15 protein-coding genes are annotated in these 17,819 nt (G+C 60.9%); 5 read left to right on the forward strand and 10 right to left on the reverse strand.

The window, feature by feature from the left end; all coding sequences use genetic code 11:
• Window positions 1-51 precede the first annotated feature (51 nt).
• From ACA057_RS14290 to ACA057_RS14305, 4 genes are all read left to right on the forward strand, one after another.
• Window positions 52-417, forward strand: coding sequence for a DUF427 domain-containing protein (locus ACA057_RS14290; RefSeq protein WP_497349340.1), 366 nt, complete (start codon window positions 52-54; stop codon window positions 415-417).
• 167 nt (window positions 418-584) lie between these two features.
• Entirely contained in the window at window positions 585-1,106 is a 522-nt protein-coding gene (locus ACA057_RS14295) for a sigma-70 family RNA polymerase sigma factor (RefSeq protein WP_497349342.1), read from the forward strand.
• Window positions 1,103-2,047: a FecR domain-containing protein gene (locus ACA057_RS14300; RefSeq protein WP_497349344.1), complete on the forward strand. Its 945-nt coding sequence runs from the start codon at window positions 1,103-1,105 to the stop codon at window positions 2,045-2,047. The genes ACA057_RS14295 and ACA057_RS14300 overlap by 4 nt, the downstream gene beginning before the upstream one ends.
• A 208-nt stretch (window positions 2,048-2,255) precedes the next feature.
• On the forward strand, window positions 2,256-4,730 hold the full coding sequence (locus ACA057_RS14305; RefSeq protein ID WP_497349346.1) for a TonB-dependent siderophore receptor: 2,475 nt from the start codon (window positions 2,256-2,258) through the stop codon (window positions 4,728-4,730).
• Between the two features lie 58 nt (window positions 4,731-4,788).
• Here the strand turns inward: ACA057_RS14305 and lldD are convergent, their stop codons facing one another.
• From lldD to ACA057_RS14320, 3 genes are all read right to left on the reverse strand, one after another.
• Window positions 4,789-5,931 carry an FMN-dependent L-lactate dehydrogenase LldD gene (gene lldD, locus ACA057_RS14310; RefSeq protein WP_497349348.1) on the reverse strand — a complete coding sequence of 381 codons (1,143 nt, stop codon included), beginning with the start codon at window positions 5,929-5,931 and terminating at the stop codon, window positions 4,789-4,791.
• A 932-nt stretch (window positions 5,932-6,863) separates the two neighbouring features.
• A complete protein-coding gene (locus tag ACA057_RS14315; RefSeq protein WP_497349350.1) occupies window positions 6,864-8,486 on the reverse strand; it encodes an MFS transporter in 1,623 nt (540 codons plus the stop codon).
• Between the two features lie 121 nt (window positions 8,487-8,607).
• Entirely contained in the window at window positions 8,608-10,254 is a 1,647-nt protein-coding gene (locus ACA057_RS14320) for a GMC family oxidoreductase (protein WP_497349352.1), read from the reverse strand.
• Window positions 10,255-10,375: 121 nt separating this feature from the next.
• Between ACA057_RS14320 and ACA057_RS14325 the strand changes: the two genes are divergently transcribed.
• Window positions 10,376-11,266, forward strand: coding sequence for a LysR family transcriptional regulator (locus ACA057_RS14325; RefSeq protein ID WP_497349354.1), 891 nt, complete (start codon window positions 10,376-10,378; stop codon window positions 11,264-11,266).
• Window position 11,267: 1 nt separating this feature from the next.
• On the opposite strand, the gene ACA057_RS14330 is transcribed toward ACA057_RS14325, so the two are convergent.
• From ACA057_RS14330 to ACA057_RS14360, 7 genes are read right to left on the reverse strand one after another with little or no spacing between them, the layout of a single operon-like run.
• On the reverse strand, window positions 11,268-12,686 hold the full coding sequence (locus ACA057_RS14330; RefSeq protein WP_497349356.1) for an ATP-binding protein: 1,419 nt from the start codon (window positions 12,684-12,686) through the stop codon (window positions 11,268-11,270).
• Window positions 12,683-13,345 carry a response regulator gene (locus ACA057_RS14335; RefSeq protein ID WP_497349358.1) on the reverse strand — a complete coding sequence of 221 codons (663 nt, stop codon included), beginning with the start codon at window positions 13,343-13,345 and terminating at the stop codon, window positions 12,683-12,685. The genes ACA057_RS14330 and ACA057_RS14335 overlap by 4 nt, the downstream gene beginning before the upstream one ends.
• A gap of 11 nt (window positions 13,346-13,356) precedes the next feature.
• On the reverse strand, window positions 13,357-14,001 hold the full coding sequence (locus ACA057_RS14340; protein ID WP_497349360.1) for a tetratricopeptide repeat protein: 645 nt from the start codon (window positions 13,999-14,001) through the stop codon (window positions 13,357-13,359).
• Entirely contained in the window at window positions 13,998-14,807 is an 810-nt protein-coding gene (locus tag ACA057_RS14345; RefSeq protein WP_497349362.1) for an SDR family oxidoreductase, read from the reverse strand. Before ACA057_RS14345 ends, ACA057_RS14340 begins: the two co-directional genes overlap by 4 nt.
• Entirely contained in the window at window positions 14,794-15,468 is a 675-nt protein-coding gene (locus tag ACA057_RS14350; protein ID WP_497349364.1) for an iron-containing redox enzyme family protein, read from the reverse strand. Before ACA057_RS14350 ends, ACA057_RS14345 begins: the two co-directional genes overlap by 14 nt.
• Window positions 15,465-16,946, reverse strand: a complete 1,482-nt coding sequence (locus ACA057_RS14355) for an AMP-binding protein (protein ID WP_497349366.1) — start codon at window positions 16,944-16,946, stop codon at window positions 15,465-15,467. The genes ACA057_RS14350 and ACA057_RS14355 overlap by 4 nt, the downstream gene beginning before the upstream one ends.
• Window positions 16,936-17,613 carry a thermostable hemolysin gene (locus tag ACA057_RS14360; RefSeq protein ID WP_497349368.1) on the reverse strand — a complete coding sequence of 226 codons (678 nt, stop codon included), beginning with the start codon at window positions 17,611-17,613 and terminating at the stop codon, window positions 16,936-16,938. Before ACA057_RS14360 ends, ACA057_RS14355 begins: the two co-directional genes overlap by 11 nt.
• Window positions 17,614-17,819 lie beyond the last annotated feature (206 nt).

Below are 17,819 nucleotides of genomic sequence, written 5' to 3' on the forward strand. Positions count from 1 at the left end.
CGGGCAAGCCTTGCTCCTACAGGTCCATCACCGTCATGAGGAACGTGTTCCATGAAAAGCTCCGGTCCTAGTCCTGTCATCACCATCGCAGAGCAACCCGGCTGCCTGTTGGTGAAGTTTCACGGTATCCAGGTGGCCGCCTCCGCACGCGCGCTGGTTTTGCTCGAGGCCAATTATCCTCCGGTGTATTACGTGCCCCGGGAGGACATCGACGAAAAGTACTACGCCCGCACCGACCACACCAGTTATTGCCCCTACAAGGGCGATGCCAGCTATTACAGTCTGCAAATCCCCGGGCATGAAGGCGCGAACGCGGTGTGGAGTTACGAGGACCCCAAGGTGTCGGTCGAGCAGATTCGCGGGTATATGGCGTTCTATCCCGATCAGGTGACGTTCGAGATTCTCAAGGACGTTTAAGTCTCGCTGCCTCGGTCGATCAAGAAAGCCGCGATACCGCGGCTTTTTCGCTTATCGGCAAAACCTGCCGTGTCCATCATCTCACTTGGGCACTTGGATCTATTGCCAATTACCGCCCGTAGCGATGACAATGCGAGTCATTATCAGTCGCGAATTATTCCATCGTCATGCCCTCCAACGATTTGTCCCTGCGCAGCGCCGTCAATGATCTGTATTGCGACCACCACGGTTGGCTCAATGGCTGGCTGCGCAAGCGTCTGGGCAACGCCTTCGATGCGGCGGACCTGGCGCAGGACACCTTTGTACGGGTGATCAAGGCACGTAACGCGCTGGAGATTCGCGAGCCGCGTCCCTATTTGTCGATGATCGCCAAGGGGCTGTTGATTGATCTGTTCCGTCGCCGTTCGCTGGAACAGTCATGGCTGGAAGCCCTGGCCGCCATGCCCGAATGGCAGCAACCGTCGTTGGAAGAACAGGCGATCCTGTTGCAGGCCTTGATGGAAATCGACCGTTTGCTGCAAGGGTTGGGGCCTAAGGTCAAGCAGGCTTTCATCCTGTCGCAGTTCGACGGCCTGACTTACCCGCAGATTGCCGAGCGCCTGAATGTCAGCGTGCGCACGGTCAACAATTACATGGCCAAGGCGATGGAGCATTGCTGCCTGGTGCAAATACAGTTGCAGCTGGCATGAGCCTTTCAACCGTCGAGTTGAACGCGATCAGTGTGGCCGCCCGGTGGTACGCCCGGCTGCATTCAGGCGTCGCGACCGACGCGGATCGTGCGGCGTGGAACGACTGGCTGAACGCTGACCCGTCGCATCGCCAAGCCTGGCAGCGCATGGCCGCCGTCGGCGAGCAGATGAACAGCGTGCCGGGCGCCCTGGCTTCGCCGGCCTTGCGCGGGGCTGATCGATCCCGTCGTCAGATATTGCGCAGTGTCGTGGTGCTGGCCTCGGCCGGTTCGCTGGGCTGGTTGGGATGGCGCAGTGAAACCACGCAAAACCTGTTTGCCGATTTCCGCACGGCGGTGGGCGAACGTCGTGAGTTCAGGTTGGCGGATGGCAGTTCATTGCTGCTGAACACTGACACCTCGGTCAATCTCCGATTCGATGGGCGCCAACGGGTTCTGGAACTGTTGTGGGGCGAACTGCTCGTTTCGACGGCCGTTGACCCTGCGCAGCGGCCGTTCAAGGTGGTCACGCGTCATGGCGAGGTGTTGGCCCTGGGCACGCGCTTTATTGTCCGGTCCCAGGAAGAGGGTGGCGAGGTGGCGGTGCTAGAGAAAGCGGTGAAGGTGACTTCGACTGGCGGTGGCTCGGCCGTGCGCCTCGAGGCGGGACAGTCCATGACGTTCAATGCCGTCTCGCTGGGGGCGGTACGGCGCAACGATGCGTCGACCGGCGCGTGGCAGCAAGGCAGCATCATCGCTATCGATCGTCCGTTGGCCGAGCTGCTGGCCGATCTTTCGCGCTATCGCCGCGGCGTGTTGCGTTGTGATCCACGGATTGCCCATTTGAAGGTGTCCGGAGCGTTCCCCATCGATAACACCGACCTGGCGCTGGCCGCGCTGGAGAGCGGTTTTTCGCTGAAAGTCAGTCGGCTTAGCCGATATTGGGTCACCGTCTCGGGCTGAGAATTTCGGCCTATGTAGGAGCGAGCTTGCTCGCGATGGTGTGTCATCCAACACTTAGTTCGACTGACACGCCTTCGCGAGCAAGCTCGCTCCTACAAGGGATCTTTGCGTCGGCAAAAATATTTTCCAGGCTTTTGCACTTTTCATTCACATCGTTCGGCTCATCCCTCAGTGAGTTTTTATTGATGGTCTTTGGGGGAGGGTAAGCATGTCTCGGGTGTACGCGCCAGGTCGTCTGGCGATTGCAGTGAAGGTCGGGTTGCTCGCGGCAACATCGATGGCCGTATGGCCGGTTACAGCCATTGCGGCGCCGGCGCAGCAGCAAAACAGGGTGCAGGCCTTCGACATCGGCGGGGGCAGCCTGACCGAAGTCCTCAGCCATTTCGCCAGCGCGGCGGGTGCCGCCATTTCCTTTGACGCGCGGCAAACAGAAGGGTTGAAGTCCCCCGGCCTCAAAGGTGCGTTTGGTGTCAGCGAAGGGTTCGCGCGGATTCTCGGCGGTAGCGGTCTGCAAGCCGAACCTCAAGCCAACGGTACGTATGTGCTGCGTCCCGTACCGGTTGCCGGCTCGGCGCTCGAACTGGGTGCGACCAATATCAATGGGCAACAGCTGGGCGCGACGACGGAGTACAGCGGCTCGTACACCACGGGCGCGGTGACCATCGGCAAGGGCGAACACTCGCTCAAGGAAACGCCGCAATCGGTCACGGTGATGACCCGCAAGATGCTCGATGACCAGAACCTCAACACCATCGACCAGGTCATGGAAAAGACCCCGGGCATTACCGTCTACGACTCGACCATGGGCGGCAAGTATTTCTATTCGCGCGGTTTCCGCATGTCGGGCCAGTATCAGTACGATGGCGTGCCGCTGGACATGGGCAACCTGTATGTCCAGGCCGACAGTTTCAGTGGTGACATGGCGTATTACGACCGGGTCGAAATTCTCCGTGGTGCAGCGGGCATGATGAAGGGCGCGGGTGGCACCGCCGGCGGGGTGAACTTCGTACGCAAACGCGGCCAGAGCACCCCGCATACCGACATCACACTGTCCGGTGGCAGCTGGGACAACTATCGCGGACAGGTCGACACCGGTGGCCCGCTGAACCAATCCGGTACGATCCGTGGCCGGGCCGTGGTCGCCGAGCAGAGCCGGCATTACTTTGTCGACGACGCCAGTCGCAAGGATCAGGTGTACTACGGCGCGCTCGACATTGATCTGAGCCCTGACACGACACTCGGGCTGGGCGTTGCCTATGAAGACGTGGACGCCAATCCGTGCTGGGGTGGCCTGCCGCGTTACAGGGACCGCAGCGACTTGAAGCTCAGCCGCTCGACCTGCCTCGATCCATCGTGGAACACGTGGCGCAGCCAGCGCACTACGGTCTTCAGTGATCTGAAACACCAGATCAACGAAGACTGGAGCTTGAAAGTCGCCAGTGTCTACACAAAAAACACCCAGGACATCAAATACGCATTCGCCTCCGGCGCTGTGACGCCGGGCACCGATACCACCGGCATGCTGGGCAGCCTGTACGATTACGACCAGGTCGATTACGGCCTCGACGCCTATGTGGATGGCAAGTTCGACGCGTTCGGTCAACGCCATGAACTGGTGGTCGGTTTCAACGCCAGTCGCGCGAAAAAGGACGACTTCTATTCGGTGGCGTTTCTGCCGCAGCGGCAGAATGTGTTCAACCCCGACAAACATATTCCAGAGCCGGACGACAGCTACTTCATCGACAACTCGTCGCGCGGCGGGCCCGTCAATTCAGTGACCAAACAGAAGGGCGTTTACTCGACACTGCGTTTGAAACTGGCGGATCCATTGACCTTTGTCGTCGGCAGTCGGGTGAGCTGGTACAACTCCGACACCGACTACGACTTCATCAACACAGGCACCTCGGAACACTCCAGCACCACGGAGACTGGCCAGGTCACGCCGTTTGCCGGCCTGTTGCTGGACCTGAACGAGAACCTGACGGCCTACGCCAGCTACTCGGAAATCTTCACCCCGCAAGGCAATTACCGCTCGGAAGACGGTTCGGCGCTCAAGCCGCTCGTGGGTCAAAGCTATGAATTGGGGATCAAGGGCGCCTGGTTCGAGGGTCGCCTGAACAGCTCGTTCAACCTGTTTCGTACGATCCAGAAAGATCAGGCGCAGACGGACTACAACTCCTCCTGCCCATCATCCGATGGCTTCTGCTATGTCAACGCCGGGAAGGTTCGCGCGCAGGGCTTTGAAGCCGAAATCAGCGGTGAGGTCATCGAACGCCTGCAAGTGCTTGCGGGTTACACCTACACCCAGACCAAAACCCTGGATGACATCGACACCAGCCTGAACGGCGCAGCGTTCAACAGCTATGTGCCTCGGCATGTGTTGCGCATGTGGGGTGATTACGCCTTGGGCGGGTCTCTCGATCGTTTCACGATCGGTGCCGGCGTCAATGCGCAAAGCGATAACTTCCGCGTCTCTCCGGCCAGTGGCGAGAAGATCAGCCAGTCAGGTTATGCGATCTGGAACGGTCGTATCGGCTACCGCATCGACGACACCTGGTCGGTCGCGTTGAACGGCAATAACCTGTTCGACAAGCGCTACTACACCACGGTTGGTACCGAGACCTTCGGTAACTATTACGGTGACCCACGTAACTTCATGGTGTCGGTCAAAGCGAGTTTCTGACGCAGACAACGCTGAAAACGCCGCGCATTTGCGCGGCGCTCAGGGTCAGTCGTTCAGCTCACCGCATGGCGGCAACCAACGTGGATTCATCAATCTGACTAATCGAAGTCACCCCGGTCAACGTCATCGCTACACGCATTTCCCTGGCGAAAATATCCAGCATATTCTCCACCCCGCGTTGACCATCGGCCGCCAACGCATAGGCCATGGAGCGCCCCAGCAATACGCCTTTCGCGCCCAGCGCCAACATCCGCACGACATCAAGCCCCGAGCGGATGCCCGAGTCGACCAGCACGGTGAGGTCATTGCCGATGGCCTGCATGATCGGCGGCAATGCCTTGGTGGTGGAGAGCACGCCGTCGAGCTGCCTGCCACCGTGGTTCGACACCACGATGCCATCCGCGCCGAAACTGACCGCGTCTTTGGCATCTTGCGGATCAAGAATGCCTTTGATGATCATCGGGCCTTTCCAGAAATCACGAATCCACTCCAGATCGCTCCAGCTGATCGAGGGGTCGAAGTTGTTGGCCAGCCAGCCCATGTAGTCTTCGAGGGTGACGGCTTTGCCGAGGTACTTGGAGATGTTCCCGAGGTCGTGTGGACGTCCCATAAGGCCGACGTTGAAGGCCCAGTCGGGTTTGGTCATGGCCTGAAGCATTCGCCGCGATGAGGCAAAAGGGCCGGACATGCCCGAGTGTGCATCCCGGTAGCGGGCGCCGGGTGTGGGCATGTCGACGGTGAACACCAGGTTTTTCACGCCGGCGGCTTTCGCACGCTCCAGCGCGTTTTTCATGAAGCCCCGGTCTTTCAGCACGTACAGCTGAAACCAGATGGATTGCTGGCTTTGTGCCGAGACTTCTTCGATCGAGCATACCGAGACGGTTGAGAGGCAGAGCGGGATGCCTTTGTTTTCCGCGGCTCTTACCGCTTGGACTTCGCCACGGCGGGCGAACATGCCTGTCAGGCCTACCGGGGCCAGGATGATGGGCATTGCCAGGGGTTGATCGAAGAGGGTGGTTTGCAGGCTCAGGGTTTCGACGTTTTTCAGGATGCGCTGACGCAGGCTGATGCCTGTCAGGTCGGCGCTGTTGGCCCTCAGCGTGTGCTCGGCGTAGGCGCCCCCGTCGATGTAGTCAAACAGGAACCTGGGAAGTTTGCGGCGGGCAGCCTCTCGATAGTCGGATGCGGATGAGATGATCATGGAGCCTCGGTCGGGTGAGTGGCGGGGCGATGGGTGCGTGGTGTCAGAGTAGCGAAAACGTTCGGGGTTTGCGGATGTTTCCCCGAAATCGTTGCGGGATCTGGATTGCCAACGAAGGCGGCCTGACAGCCGACCTGTTTTTTGTTGAGTGAGTACATATCCGTTGCTGCGGTAACGGCTGAATATGGTTTCGCTCTTACAGCGAGTCACTTTGAAAAGCGCAAAGTAACCAAACGCTTTTGCCCCGCCATTCGGTGCCTCGCTTAGGCTCGGCATGCCGTAACGAAGGCATTGCTCCGGGGGCCCGCCGCCATCGGCCATCCCTGGCCGGGGGCGGCTACCGCGGCATCCTTGCCGCGGTACCCCCTACGCAACGCCTACGTTCGGCCTCTGGGAAAGGGGCGGCAGATCTGGAGCCAAAGCAAAGCAAAAGCAACGGCAAGATCAATAGCATCGTGAGCAAGCCCGCACCTGATCGTTCCCACGCTCCGCGTCCCGCTGTCGACGCAAGACTTGAACTCTGCGCACGGGTGACGCGGAGCGTCACGGGATGCATTCCCACGCGGAGCGTGGGAACGATCAGGTAACAGGGGAGCGCGGGTGCAGAAATCAGGCCGGCCGGCAGGCCGCCGTGCTTTTGATCTTGATGCACCGCCCATCGAGAGGCCGAGCGCAGGTTCTGCGCAGTGGGCAACCCGGCATGGATGCCGGGTTAGCCGCCCCCGGCCAGGGATGGCCGATGGCGGCGGGCCCACGGAGCAGGACCGGAGCGAGGGCATGCCGAGCCACAGCGAGGCACCGAACGACAGGGCAGAAGCGCTTTGGTTACTTTCGCGCTTTTCGAAAGTGACTCGCCGTAAGGGCGAAACCCATAGCGGCCATCACCGAGAAAACGGATATTCCCCCAAGCATCAGCCCGTTCAAAGCAACACTCAGTTGGTATCCAGATCCACGTTCTTGGTCTCACGCAAACAGATCATCCCCACCACCAGGCTCACCCCGGTAATCACCACCGGGTACCACAGCCCGTAGAAAATGTCCCCGGTATACACCACCAACGCAAACGACACCGTCGGCAAGAACCCACCAAACCAGCCGTTGCCGATGTGGTATGGCAGGGACATCGAGGTGTAGCGGATGCGCGTCGGGAACAGTTCGACCATCAGCGCCGCCAGCGGGCCGTAGCACATGGCGGAGATGATGATGAGCGCGACAATCAGCGCTACGATCATGGGTTTGTTGATCAACTGGGTGTCAGCCTGTGACGGATATCCGGCCAGCGTCACCGCACCACGCAGGGCCGCTTCGTCATAGCCATCGATCTTCACTTCACCCACGCTCACCTGCACCGCGCTACCGGCCGGCGCCGCTTGGCTGGTGTACGGCAGGCCTTGTTTCACCAGGAAGGTTTTGACCTTGTCGCAAGGGCTATCAAATTTCGCCTTGCCCACCGGATCAAACTGGAAGGTGCAAGTAGCCGGGTCGGCCAGCACAGTGATCGGCGCCTGGCGACTGGCCTGGTCGATCGCCGGATTGGCATAGTGGGCCAGGGTCTTGAAGATCGGGAAGTACAGCGCAGTGGCCAGCAGCAGGCCGATCATCAACACCGGTTTACGCCCGACCTTATCTGACAGCCAGCCGAAAAAGATAAAGAATGGCGCGCCAATGATCACGCTGATGATCAACAGGCTGTTGGCCAGGGCCGGGTCCATTTTCAGGAACTGGGTGAGGAAGAACAGCACATAGAACTGGGCCGCATAGAAGGTGACCGCTTGCCCGGCATTGATGCTGAACAGGGCGATCAAGACGACTTTGAGGTTTTCCCATTTGCCGAAGGAGTCGCGCAGCGGCGACTTGCAGAGTTTGCCTTCCTCTTTCATTTTCACGAACGCAGGCGACTCGTGCAGGCTCATGCGAATCCAGGTCGAGATGCCCAGCAGAACGATCGAAAACAGAAACGGAATGCGCCAGCCCCAGACTTCGAACTGGTCACCGGTGAAGTAACGGCAACCGAGCACCACCAGCAACGACAGCAGCAGCCCGAGGGTCGCGGTGGACTGAATCCAGCTGGTGTGGAAACCGCGTTTGCCCATTGGCGCGTGTTCCGCGACATACGTCGCCGCGCCGCCATATTCACCGCCCAGGGCCAGGCCCTGGAGCATGCGCAACACCACGAGGATGATCGGCGCGGCGATACCGATGCTGGCGTAAGTCGGTAGCAGCCCGACGCAGAAGGTGGCCACGCCCATCAGGATGATGGTCGCGAGGAAGGTGTATTTGCGCCCGATCATGTCCCCCAACCGACCGAACACCAACGCACCGAACGGCCGCACGATGAAGCCGGCGGCGAAGGCCATCAGGGCGAAGATGAAGGCCGTGGTGTCGTTGACCCCGGCGAAGAATTGTTTACTGATCACCGCCGCGAGGGCGCCATAAAGGAAAAAGTCATACCACTCGAACACCGTCCCGAGCGATGAAGCGAAGATGACTTTCCGCGTGTCGTGGCTGATTTCCGCGACCGGCGCGGCTTGCAGAGGCTGAACATGTTCTGACATATCGGTATCCCTCACAGTGATTGTTTTTGTTGTTCCACTGTCGGCTCCGTCCTTGTGGGCTGGCGCCGCTACTGCGATGTATCGGATGTACTTGCCCCTGTAGGAGCGAGCTCCTACAGGTTTACGGGTGTGTGACCAGTTCCATGGGTGGGGTGAGGCTCCTTGTCGAGGGGTTGAGGATGAGCTGGGCGGCCTTTTCGGCAATCATCAGCGTAGGCGAACAGGTGTTGCCCGAGGTAATGCGCGGCATGATCGAGGCGTCGGCAATACGCAGGCCGGGGATGCCATGGACGTTGAGCTGCGCATCAACCACCGCGTCCGCGTCGTTGCCCATGCGGCAGGTGCCCACCGGATGGAAAATGGTCGTGCCGATCCGCGCTGCTGCTTCCTGCAATTCCGCTTCGCTCTGCAAGCTGTCACCGGGCAGGTATTCCACTGGTTTGAACGCTTGCAGGGCCGGCGCTGCGACGATGCGCCGGGTCAGGCGAATGGCATCGGCCGCAACCCGCAGATCTTCCGGATGGCTCAGATAGTTGGGCTGAATCAACGGCGCTTCCTGCGGATCGACGGAGCGAATTTCGATACGGCCACGGCTTTGCGGACGCAGGTCGCAGACCGATGCGGTGAAGGCCGGGAAGGCGTGCAATGGCTCGCCGAAGCGTTCCAGCGATAAAGGTTGCACGTGGTACTCAAGATTCGCCGACGTCTGCTCCGGCCCCGACCGGGCAAACGCGCCGAGCTGGCTTGGCGCCATGGACAGCGGGCCGCTGCGGTCATACAGGTAACGCAACCCCATGCCCATCTTGCCCCACACGCTGCCGGCGATCTGGTTGAGGGTGCGGGCGTTCTCCAGTTTGTAGATCAACCGCAGTTGCAGGTGATCCTGCAGGTTGCCGCCCACCCCAGGCAGTTCATGTGCAACGCCGATCCCCAGGCGTTGCAGCAGCGGACGAGGGCCGATCCCGGAACGTTGCAGGATGCTCGGCGAACCGACCGAGCCGGCGCACAAGACGATTTCCTGGCGCGCCTTGAAGGTTTTCGCCTGGCCCTGCCAGCGTGCGCTGACCGCGCAAGCACGACCGTTTTCCAGCAGCACACGGTCGACTTCGACGTCGGTCAGTACGGTGAGATTGGGCCGATGGCGGATCGGTTTGAGAAACGCCTTGGCCGCGTTCCAGCGAATCCCGGCCTTCTGATTGACCTGGAAGTAGCCGCAGCCTTCGTTGTCGCCCTGGTTGAAGTCATCGATGCTGGCGATCCCGCTCTGCGCGGCGGCCTGTTGGAAGGCATCGAGAATCGGCCACGACAGGCGCTGACGTTCGATCCGCCATTCCCCGGCAGCGCCGTGAAACTCGGAATCGCCGGCAAAATGGTTTTCGCTTTTCTTGAACAGCGGCAGCACGTCGTTCCAGCTCCAGCCCGGATTGCCGTCGGCCGCCCAGCCGTCGTAGTCGCCGGACTGGCCGCGCATGTAGATCATGCCGTTGATCGAGGAACAGCCGCCGAGCACCTTGCCTCGTGGATAACTCAGGGCGCGCCCTTGCAGGCCAGGTTGCGCCTCGGTCTTGAAGCACCAGTCGGTGCGCGGGTTGCCGATGCAGAACAGGTAACCCACGGGGATGTGAATCCACGCATAGTTATCGCGACCGCCAGCTTCAAGCAGCAGCACTCGATGTTGCGGGTTGGCCGACAACCGATTGGCCAGCAAACACCCGGCTGGCCCGGCCCCGACCACGATGTAATCGTATTCATCTAGGGAAGTCTGCATCCCTGACCTCGTGTTGTTGTTCTTGTTGTCGGTCATCCTAGTTGTTAGCTTTCGTCAAAAGAATGTTAGTTTTTGCGCAGCCGCTGTGCGTTTTTAAACAGCCTCACCTCAAGGACGATTCATGTTCGACTGGAATGACCTGCGGTTTTTTCTCGAATTGCAGCGCAGTGGGCGTTTGCTCACCGCTGCCCGCCGTTTGAACACCACCCACGCCACGGTGGCGCGGCACATCGAGGCCATCGAAAAGAGCCTCGGCACCGCGCTGTTCGTCCAGCACGCCCAGGGTTATGAACTGACCCCGGCCGGTGAGGCGCTGCTCAAGCACGCTGAAGCCATGGAAAACGTCGCGTTGCTGGCCCAGGAAGAAATCACCCAGTCGACGGCGCCGCTGGGCAAGATTCGCGTCGGGGTGACGGAAGGGCTGGGCATCATGTTTCTCGCCAGTCGCATGAACGAGCTGTTCGAACGCTATCCGGGGCTGGAAGTGGAGTTGGTGGCGGTGCCGCGTTTCGTCAGCATCCTCAACCGCGAAGCCGAGATCAGCATCCACCTGGAGCGCCCGTCCGCCGACATGCTGGTCACGCGCAAACTCACCGACTATCGCCTGGCGTTGTACGCCAGCCAGGATTACCTGGACCGCTCGCCACCGCTGAGCAGTCGCGAAGACCTCGGCCGCCACGCCTGGATCGGTTACGTCGACGACTTGCTGTTCAGCCAGGAATTGATGTTCCTCAACAGTTTTTGCCGCAACCCGCAGGTGGTCTTCCACAGCACCAGCGTCATTGCCCAGCAACAGGCTGCACGCTCAGGTCTGGGCATCGCCGTGCTGCCGTGCTACATGGCCAGCGCCGATCCGGGTCTGGTGCCTTTGTTGCCGGATGAGAGCATCCAGCGCAGCTACTGGATCAGCACCCGCCGCGAGTTGCACAAATCGGTGCGGCTGCGGGTGTTGTGGGATTACGTGGTGGAGTTGTGTGAGCGTGAGCAGGATTTGTTGCTCGGACCGCAGTAACTCAACCCTTGGGCGGTGGCTCGCGGTTAGCTCGTGGCAATGGACTGCGCGACTGGCCGTCCGGAATCGACAGGGTTGCCCGCAACCCTCCCTCGGGGCGGTTGACCAGCGTGATCCGCCCGCCTAGCCGAGTCGCAATGGTGTTGACGATGGTCAGGCCCAATCCAGCCCCTTGAGCATTGCCACGGCTGTAAAAACGCTCGAACAATCGCTCGCGTTCCGTTTCGTCGATGCCCGGTCCCTGATCCTCGACGCTCAGTGAATAGAAGCCATCCGCCTGACTCAACTGCACGGTGATAACGCCATGTTCAGGGGAGAAGTTTGCCGCGTTCGTGATCAGGTTGTTCAAGGCAACATCGATGGCTGCGGCGTCAGTGACGACCTTGAAAGGACGATCGTTGACGTCGAACGCCAGTTCCAGGTGCTTGCTCAGCAACCAGGGGGCGAGTTGGACCAGGCTGTCACGGACGGTTTCGGTCAGGTCGATGCTGTGCAGCACTGGTGACACGGCGGAGGGTTCGAGGCGGGCCATGGTCAGCAACTGATTGACCAGACGGCTGGTGCGGTCGACACCGGCGATCAGGAACTCCAGTGATTCACGGCGCTCCTGTTCAGTACCCGCCTCGAGCAGGTTTTGCGCATGCACGCGCAGCACGGCCAGGGGCGTGCGCATTTCGTGGGCGGCATCGGCGATGAAGCGTCGTTCGCGCCCCAGTACTTCCTGAATCTGCGCGAGCATGCGATTGAGCGCTGCTTGCATCGGTTCCAGTTCACTGGGTAGCGGGGTCAGTTGCAACGGTTCCAGCGAGCCGCTGTGTCGTGCCCGCAGGGTCGATGCCATGTCGGCCAGCGGCTTGAGGCCCCAGCCGATGGCCATCCAGACCAACGCTGCCAGAATCAAGCTGCCGAGCACATTGGGCCATAGGGTATGGCGCACAATCCGGTCCACCAGGTCCGAACGCACATCGTCGCGTTCGCCGACCCAGATGCGCAAATCAGTTGGTTTATCCTCGAGCACAAACGCGCGCCAGTGGCGGTTGTTCAGGTCTACCACATCGCTGAAGCCGGGTTTCGACGGTGGTGCGGTGAAGGAGGGCGCGCTGGCGGTGTGCACCAGTACCTGGCCCTGACGATTCCAGACCTGGAAGGCAATCTTGGTTTCATAGGGATGGCCGTCGACCCTCGGCTCCGCTTCGCTCAAGGCCTGGTTGAATGCCTGATACAGGTCAGCGTGTTCTTTGCTGGCCATGGGCATGCGCATCACGCCCTGCAACAACCTGGCGTTCTGCGCGAGCTGGGCATCGTAGACTTCGGCGATTTCGTGGTTGCTGTCGTGCAGGTTCAATACGCTGATCACGGCCAGGCCGGCGAGCATCAGGCCGATGATCAGCGTCAGGGTGCGGCGCCGGATCGACGTCATCGGCGTTCCTCCACCAGGTAACCGACACCGCGAATGGTGCGGATCAGGTCGGTGGTAAATTTCTTGCGCAAGTGATGAATGTGTACTTCCAGGGTGTTGCTTTCGGCCTCCTCGTTCCAGCCGTAGAGCAACTGCATCAGGTGATCGCGAGTCATGACCCGGCCCGGTGGCGAGAGCAACTCATGGAGCAGCTGATATTCCTTGGGAGTCAGCGCGACCGGCTTGCCCTGATAACTGACTTGCTGGGTGCCGGGGTTCAGGCTGATGCCGGCATGTTCGATCAGCGCTTGGGCGCGACCGGCGCTGCGCCGTAACAAGGCCCGCAGGCGTGCCTTGAGTTCGGCTAGATCGAAGGGCTTGATCAGGTAATCGTCGGCCCCCGCGTCCAGCCCGGCGATACGGTCTTCGGTGGCATCCCGGGCGGTGAGGATCAACACGGGCAGGTTGGAGCCGCTGTCACGCAGGCGACGCAGCACTTCAAGACCGTCCATGCGTGGCAGGCCGAGGTCGAGCACCGCCAGGTCAAAGGTTTCGCTGAGCAGCGAATGCAAGGCGCTGCTGCCGTCCTGCAACCAGTCGACGGTATACCCTTCGCGGCTCAGTGCCTGATGAATGCCTTCGCCCAGAGCCACGTCATCCTCAATCAGTAATAAGCGCACACGGACTCCTGTCAGTCGAGTTTCTTGTTCACGTCCACCAGCAACGCTTCGATTTCCTTGCGCCGCCCGGCGTCGGCAACTTCGCGTCCTGGCCTCGGGTCGGCCTGCAGGGCTTTTTGCAGCGCGCCCTGGGCTTCGCTGTAACGTTTTTGACGGTAGAGGTGATCGCCCCAGAAGTACAGACTATCGATGCCGTTCGGGTTGAGTTGCAAGGCCTGCTTGAGCAGTTGCTCGGCCTTGTCCGAGTCGCCGAAGCCGATAGGCCAGCCTGGCACGCGGTCATACAGCGCCCCGAGGCTGGTATAGGCCGAGCCTTGCAGGGCTTTCGGGTCCAGGGCCAGGGCTTTCTCCAGATCGACCTTCGCGTCCTTGACCTTGCTCAGTGCTCCGAGCCCACCTTGGGCGCCGGCCCAACTGCTGGTGACGATCCCGGACCAGATCCAGGCTTCGGCCACCGATTGGCGTTCCCGAGTGAACACCGCGGCTTGGTTGGCGAGTTTTTCGAACGCAGCGGTGCGTTGATCGGCGGGCAGTTCGTACTGAATGTGCGCCCAGCTTTGCTGGAGGCCATTGAGGCGTTGCTGGTCAGCATTGTCCAAGGCCCAGACGCTTTGGCTCAAGGCACCCAGCAACAGGCAAGCGGCGAATTTTTTCATGGTTCGAGGTTCTCGTTGTCGGGCTTCTGACTCAGGCGACGGATCAATGGCAATTGCTTGCGCAAACCTCGATCCACCAGATTGGGCAGCAGGCTGTTCAGGCGCACGAAAAAGCGCTCCGGCCAGCCCAGGTACAAGTCGCGGCGGTCGCCGGCGATGGCGTGCATCACCGCCGAGGCGACTGTTTGCGGGTCGTCGACATTGGCTTTGAGTGCATCATTCAACGCCTGCGCCGCCGGGCTGTTCATGCTCGTGCGGGTGGCACGGGGTGCGACATATAAAACGCCGATTTGGGTGTCGGCCAGTTCCCGGCGCAGGGCTTCGGAAAACCCGCGCAAGGCAAATTTGCTGGCGCAATAACTGGCATAACCGGGGTAGCCGATGGAGCCGTAGGTCGAACCGACGTTCACCACCATCGCGCTTTTGGCTTGCTTGAGCAGCGGCAGCAAGGTTTTGGTCAGGCAGATCGGCGCGCTGATGTTCACCGCCAGCATCGCGTTGATGTCGCTGTCATCCAGCTGTTCGAGCATGGCGAAGTGATTGACCCCGGCGGCGTTGATCAGCAGGTTGATACCGCCGATGGCTTCGGCGGCGGCCAGCACTTTGCGCCGGTCGGCGAGAAAGGTCAGGTCGGCGCCCACCCAGCACAGCTGTTGCGGATAGCGTTCGAGCAAAGGCTCCAACGCTTCACGGTGCCGGGCCACTGCCAGCACCTTTGCACCACTGGCACACAAGGCGGTCGTGATCGCCAGACCGATACCGCCGCTGGCGCCGGTCAATACCACGCGAGCCTCAGACAGGCGCATGCAGATTCTCCCCATTGCGCGGCAAGCCGCGGAACATGTCGGTGTAGAGCGTGTAGACCACCTTGGAGGCGTGAATCACAGCGGCCTGGTCGGCCGGATCGTCGAGGGTGTTCATCAACCGGCGGTAGGTCTGCATGTGCTCGATATCCAGGGCACCATGGGAGTTGAGGTAGCTGAAGGCACTTTCTGGCAAGTCCAGGCGTTCGCGAATGCTGCCGGCAGCGTGGGTGGCCAGGGCAATGCTGGTGCCTTCCAGCACGTTGACCATGCCGAACAGGCCGACCGGGTTGTCCCGGGCGATCAGGTCGTAGAGGAAACTGACCATCAGTTCGATTGGCAAGGCCGGACGACCGTCGCGCACCGCGTCCTTGTCTCCGCCGCAGGCCTCGATGTCATTGAGCACCCATTGTTCGTGCCCGTATTCGTCCTCGATGTACTCGCACACTGCTTCGCGCAGCCATTCGAGGCGTTGTGGCAGGCGCGCGCCACAGGCCATCATCAAAGGTACGGTGTGGCGCACGTGGTAATAGGCTTGCGCCAGGAAGGCCCGGTAACTGTCCAGGCTGACCTTGCCCTCGAGCGCGTCGCGAATGATCGGCAGATTAAACAGCGCGTGGCGTTCCTGGTGGGTGGCTTCTTGCAGGGTGTCGAAAAAACTCATGGTGCGGATTCCTCCGAAAGTTCGGATTCAGTCAGTTGCGCGTGATAGCGCTCGATGATGGCCTCGCGGCGCGGTCGGCCGTTGGCGGTGAGCAGGCCATTGGCATGGGTGAACGGTTGAACCAGACGGGTCCAGTGATGGACCTGCGCGTAATCGGGCAACGTCTCGTTGGCCTGGGCCACGGCGGCGGCCAGGTCTTCGTCGGTGCACTCCGGGCGATGGGGCCAGAGCAGCGCATGATTGCGCGGCATGGCTTCGCCGTAGACGAAGGCCTGGGCGATATGACGACGCTGGGTCAATTCGGCCTCGACCCATTCCGGGTTCACGTTGCGACCGAAACTGGTGACGAACTGATGCTTCTTGCGCCCCTTGAGGTAGAGGAAACCCTCGGGGTCGAACTCGCCAAGATCGCCGCTCGGCCACCACTCACCGGCATGCGGCGCTTCGCCCAGATAACCCAGCAGGGTCGAACCCTTGATCAGCACTTCGCCATCCTCGGCCAGGCGAATCTCCACATGGGGCAGCGGCCGACCGACGCTGCCAGGGCGGCGCGCTTCTGGCCGATTGAGGCACACCACCGACGCGCACTCCGACAACCCGTAACCTTCGTAGACCGGCAGGCCGATACGTTGCGCACGCTGCAGCAATTCTTCGGAAACCCGAGCGCCACCGACGGCGGCAAAACGTAACGCGTAGGGGCTGAATGCTTTTTGCTCGGCGGCGCTGACCAGCAGGAGCAACAATTGCGGCACCAGGATCAGGCTTTCCGGCGCACGTGTGGCCAGGCAACCGAGCAGTCGCGGCACATCAACACCACTGGCGCCTCGAATGCCCAGCGTTTTCTGACTCGGCAGGCTCAACGTCGCGCCGGCATACAACGCGGCGTAGCAGCCGAGGTTTTCCAGCAGAATCGCCAGTGGCAAAAGCGCCAGATGATGTTGCGGGTCGGTGGGTTTGCTCGCCTGATTCAGCTCCCGGGCGACGGATAAAATGCTTTTTGCACTCAGACACACGCCTTTTGGCGTCCCCGTGGTGCCGGAGGTGAAGGTCAGTTTGGCGGTGCCTTCGGGCATCCGGCTCGGACCGCTAAAAGTGCGGCGCCAGAACTCACCTGTTTTTTCGTAGCCGGCCGTTTCCAGTTCGGCATTCAGTTCCGGTTCGGCAATGACCAAGGCGGCGTGGCTCTGTTCCAGGCAATGGCGGCGTTGAGCCGGGCTGAAGAAGGGCGGCAACGTCAGGCAGGTCAGGCCTTCGAACAGCACGGCCAGGTCCCAGAGCATCGCCTCGACGCCATTGTCCAGCGCCAATGCAACCACCTTGACGTTTTCAGCGCGCAGTCGCTGCTGGCGATAGATGACTTCGGCGTACAGCGTGGCGTAGTCCAGTTTCTGCTGATCGCCCCACAAGGCGATGGCGTTGGTCCTGCGTTCGGCATGGGCGCGCAGGGTCTGTTTGAAACGCTCCGTTTCAGGCGACATGACTGGATTCCTCGAGGGACGATGGCAACCCGAGGCGATTGAACATCCCGCTGTTGCGCAAATGGATGTAGCCGGCGCGGATGTTTCCGACATGGACCCAGGGCTTGCTCTCGTAATAGCTGCCCCAACTGTGGCGGTCGTCGCCCAGTCGCTCGGGGTCGGCAGCGCATAGGGTGACGGGCTTCAAGCCCAGTCGATGAAAGCTGTTCACCAGGCCGACATTGCCGGTAAACGCTACCCACTCCAGGCCACCCATGGCCAACAGGTAGGTGATGGCGATGATGCTCATTCGCGCACTGCCGGTGTCACTGGCAGCCAGATTGCCCACCTCGACGATACCGGTCCGGTCCACGGGGCGGTCGGCAGCGGCGCTGATCAAGGGGTCGATCGGTTCGTCCAGATACCGCTCGAGAAACAGCTGTCCGCTGTTCGCCAGGCGTACACCAGCCACCGCACAGAGTTCGCCCGATGCGTTGTTCATGCCGAACAGCTCCGGCATGAAATGGCGGATATCGGCGCCGTGGGCCTTACGGAAACGTTGCTGGATAAAGGCTTCGTAGACTGGGCGCAGAGGCTCGTCGGGCAAGGCTCTGGCCAGGCTCAACTGCGGCGTTTCGACGTGGCCGAAGTGCAGGGGCAGAGGGATGTTCCAGTCAAAGTCGTGCATTGGAATACACCTCCCGGGTAAGTTTGGGAGGAGTATCGGCAGCATTTCTTAACGGAGTCTGAAGGTGCGCAAAAGATCGGCCGGGTTTAGTCATAACGCGATCCGTAGCAGCTGTTGCTACGGTCGGAGGAGTCTTCAGGTTGCCTTAAGACTGGTCGGGCAGGGTGGCGTCAGGTGGTTCGGCGAGACGCCGGATCCGGGCTGTG

This window comes from Pseudomonas sp. LBUM1661 (assembly GCF_059695925.1).

Coding starts and splice junctions, on each gene's coding strand:
- ACA057_RS14290 (WP_497349340.1), top strand. CDS start 52: ATGAAAAGCTCCGGTCCTAGTCCTGTCATCACCATCGCAGAGCAACCC.
- ACA057_RS14295 (WP_497349342.1), top strand. CDS start 585: ATGCCCTCCAACGATTTGTCCCTGCGCAGCGCCGTCAATGATCTGTAT.
- ACA057_RS14300 (WP_497349344.1), top strand. CDS start 1,103: ATGAGCCTTTCAACCGTCGAGTTGAACGCGATCAGTGTGGCCGCCCGG.
- ACA057_RS14305 (WP_497349346.1), top strand. CDS start 2,256: ATGTCTCGGGTGTACGCGCCAGGTCGTCTGGCGATTGCAGTGAAGGTC.
- lldD (WP_497349348.1), bottom strand. CDS start 5,931: ATGATCATCTCATCCGCATCCGACTATCGAGAGGCTGCCCGCCGCAAA.
- ACA057_RS14315 (WP_497349350.1), bottom strand. CDS start 8,486: ATGTCAGAACATGTTCAGCCTCTGCAAGCCGCGCCGGTCGCGGAAATC.
- ACA057_RS14320 (WP_497349352.1), bottom strand. CDS start 10,254: ATGCAGACTTCCCTAGATGAATACGATTACATCGTGGTCGGGGCCGGG.
- ACA057_RS14325 (WP_497349354.1), top strand. CDS start 10,376: ATGTTCGACTGGAATGACCTGCGGTTTTTTCTCGAATTGCAGCGCAGT.
- ACA057_RS14330 (WP_497349356.1), bottom strand. CDS start 12,686: ATGACGTCGATCCGGCGCCGCACCCTGACGCTGATCATCGGCCTGATG.
- ACA057_RS14340 (WP_497349360.1), bottom strand. CDS start 14,001: ATGAAAAAATTCGCCGCTTGCCTGTTGCTGGGTGCCTTGAGCCAAAGC.
- ACA057_RS14345 (WP_497349362.1), bottom strand. CDS start 14,807: ATGCGCCTGTCTGAGGCTCGCGTGGTATTGACCGGCGCCAGCGGCGGT.
- ACA057_RS14350 (WP_497349364.1), bottom strand. CDS start 15,468: ATGAGTTTTTTCGACACCCTGCAAGAAGCCACCCACCAGGAACGCCAC.
- ACA057_RS14355 (WP_497349366.1), bottom strand. CDS start 16,946: ATGTCGCCTGAAACGGAGCGTTTCAAACAGACCCTGCGCGCCCATGCC.
- ACA057_RS14360 (WP_497349368.1), bottom strand. CDS start 17,613: ATGCACGACTTTGACTGGAACATCCCTCTGCCCCTGCACTTCGGCCAC.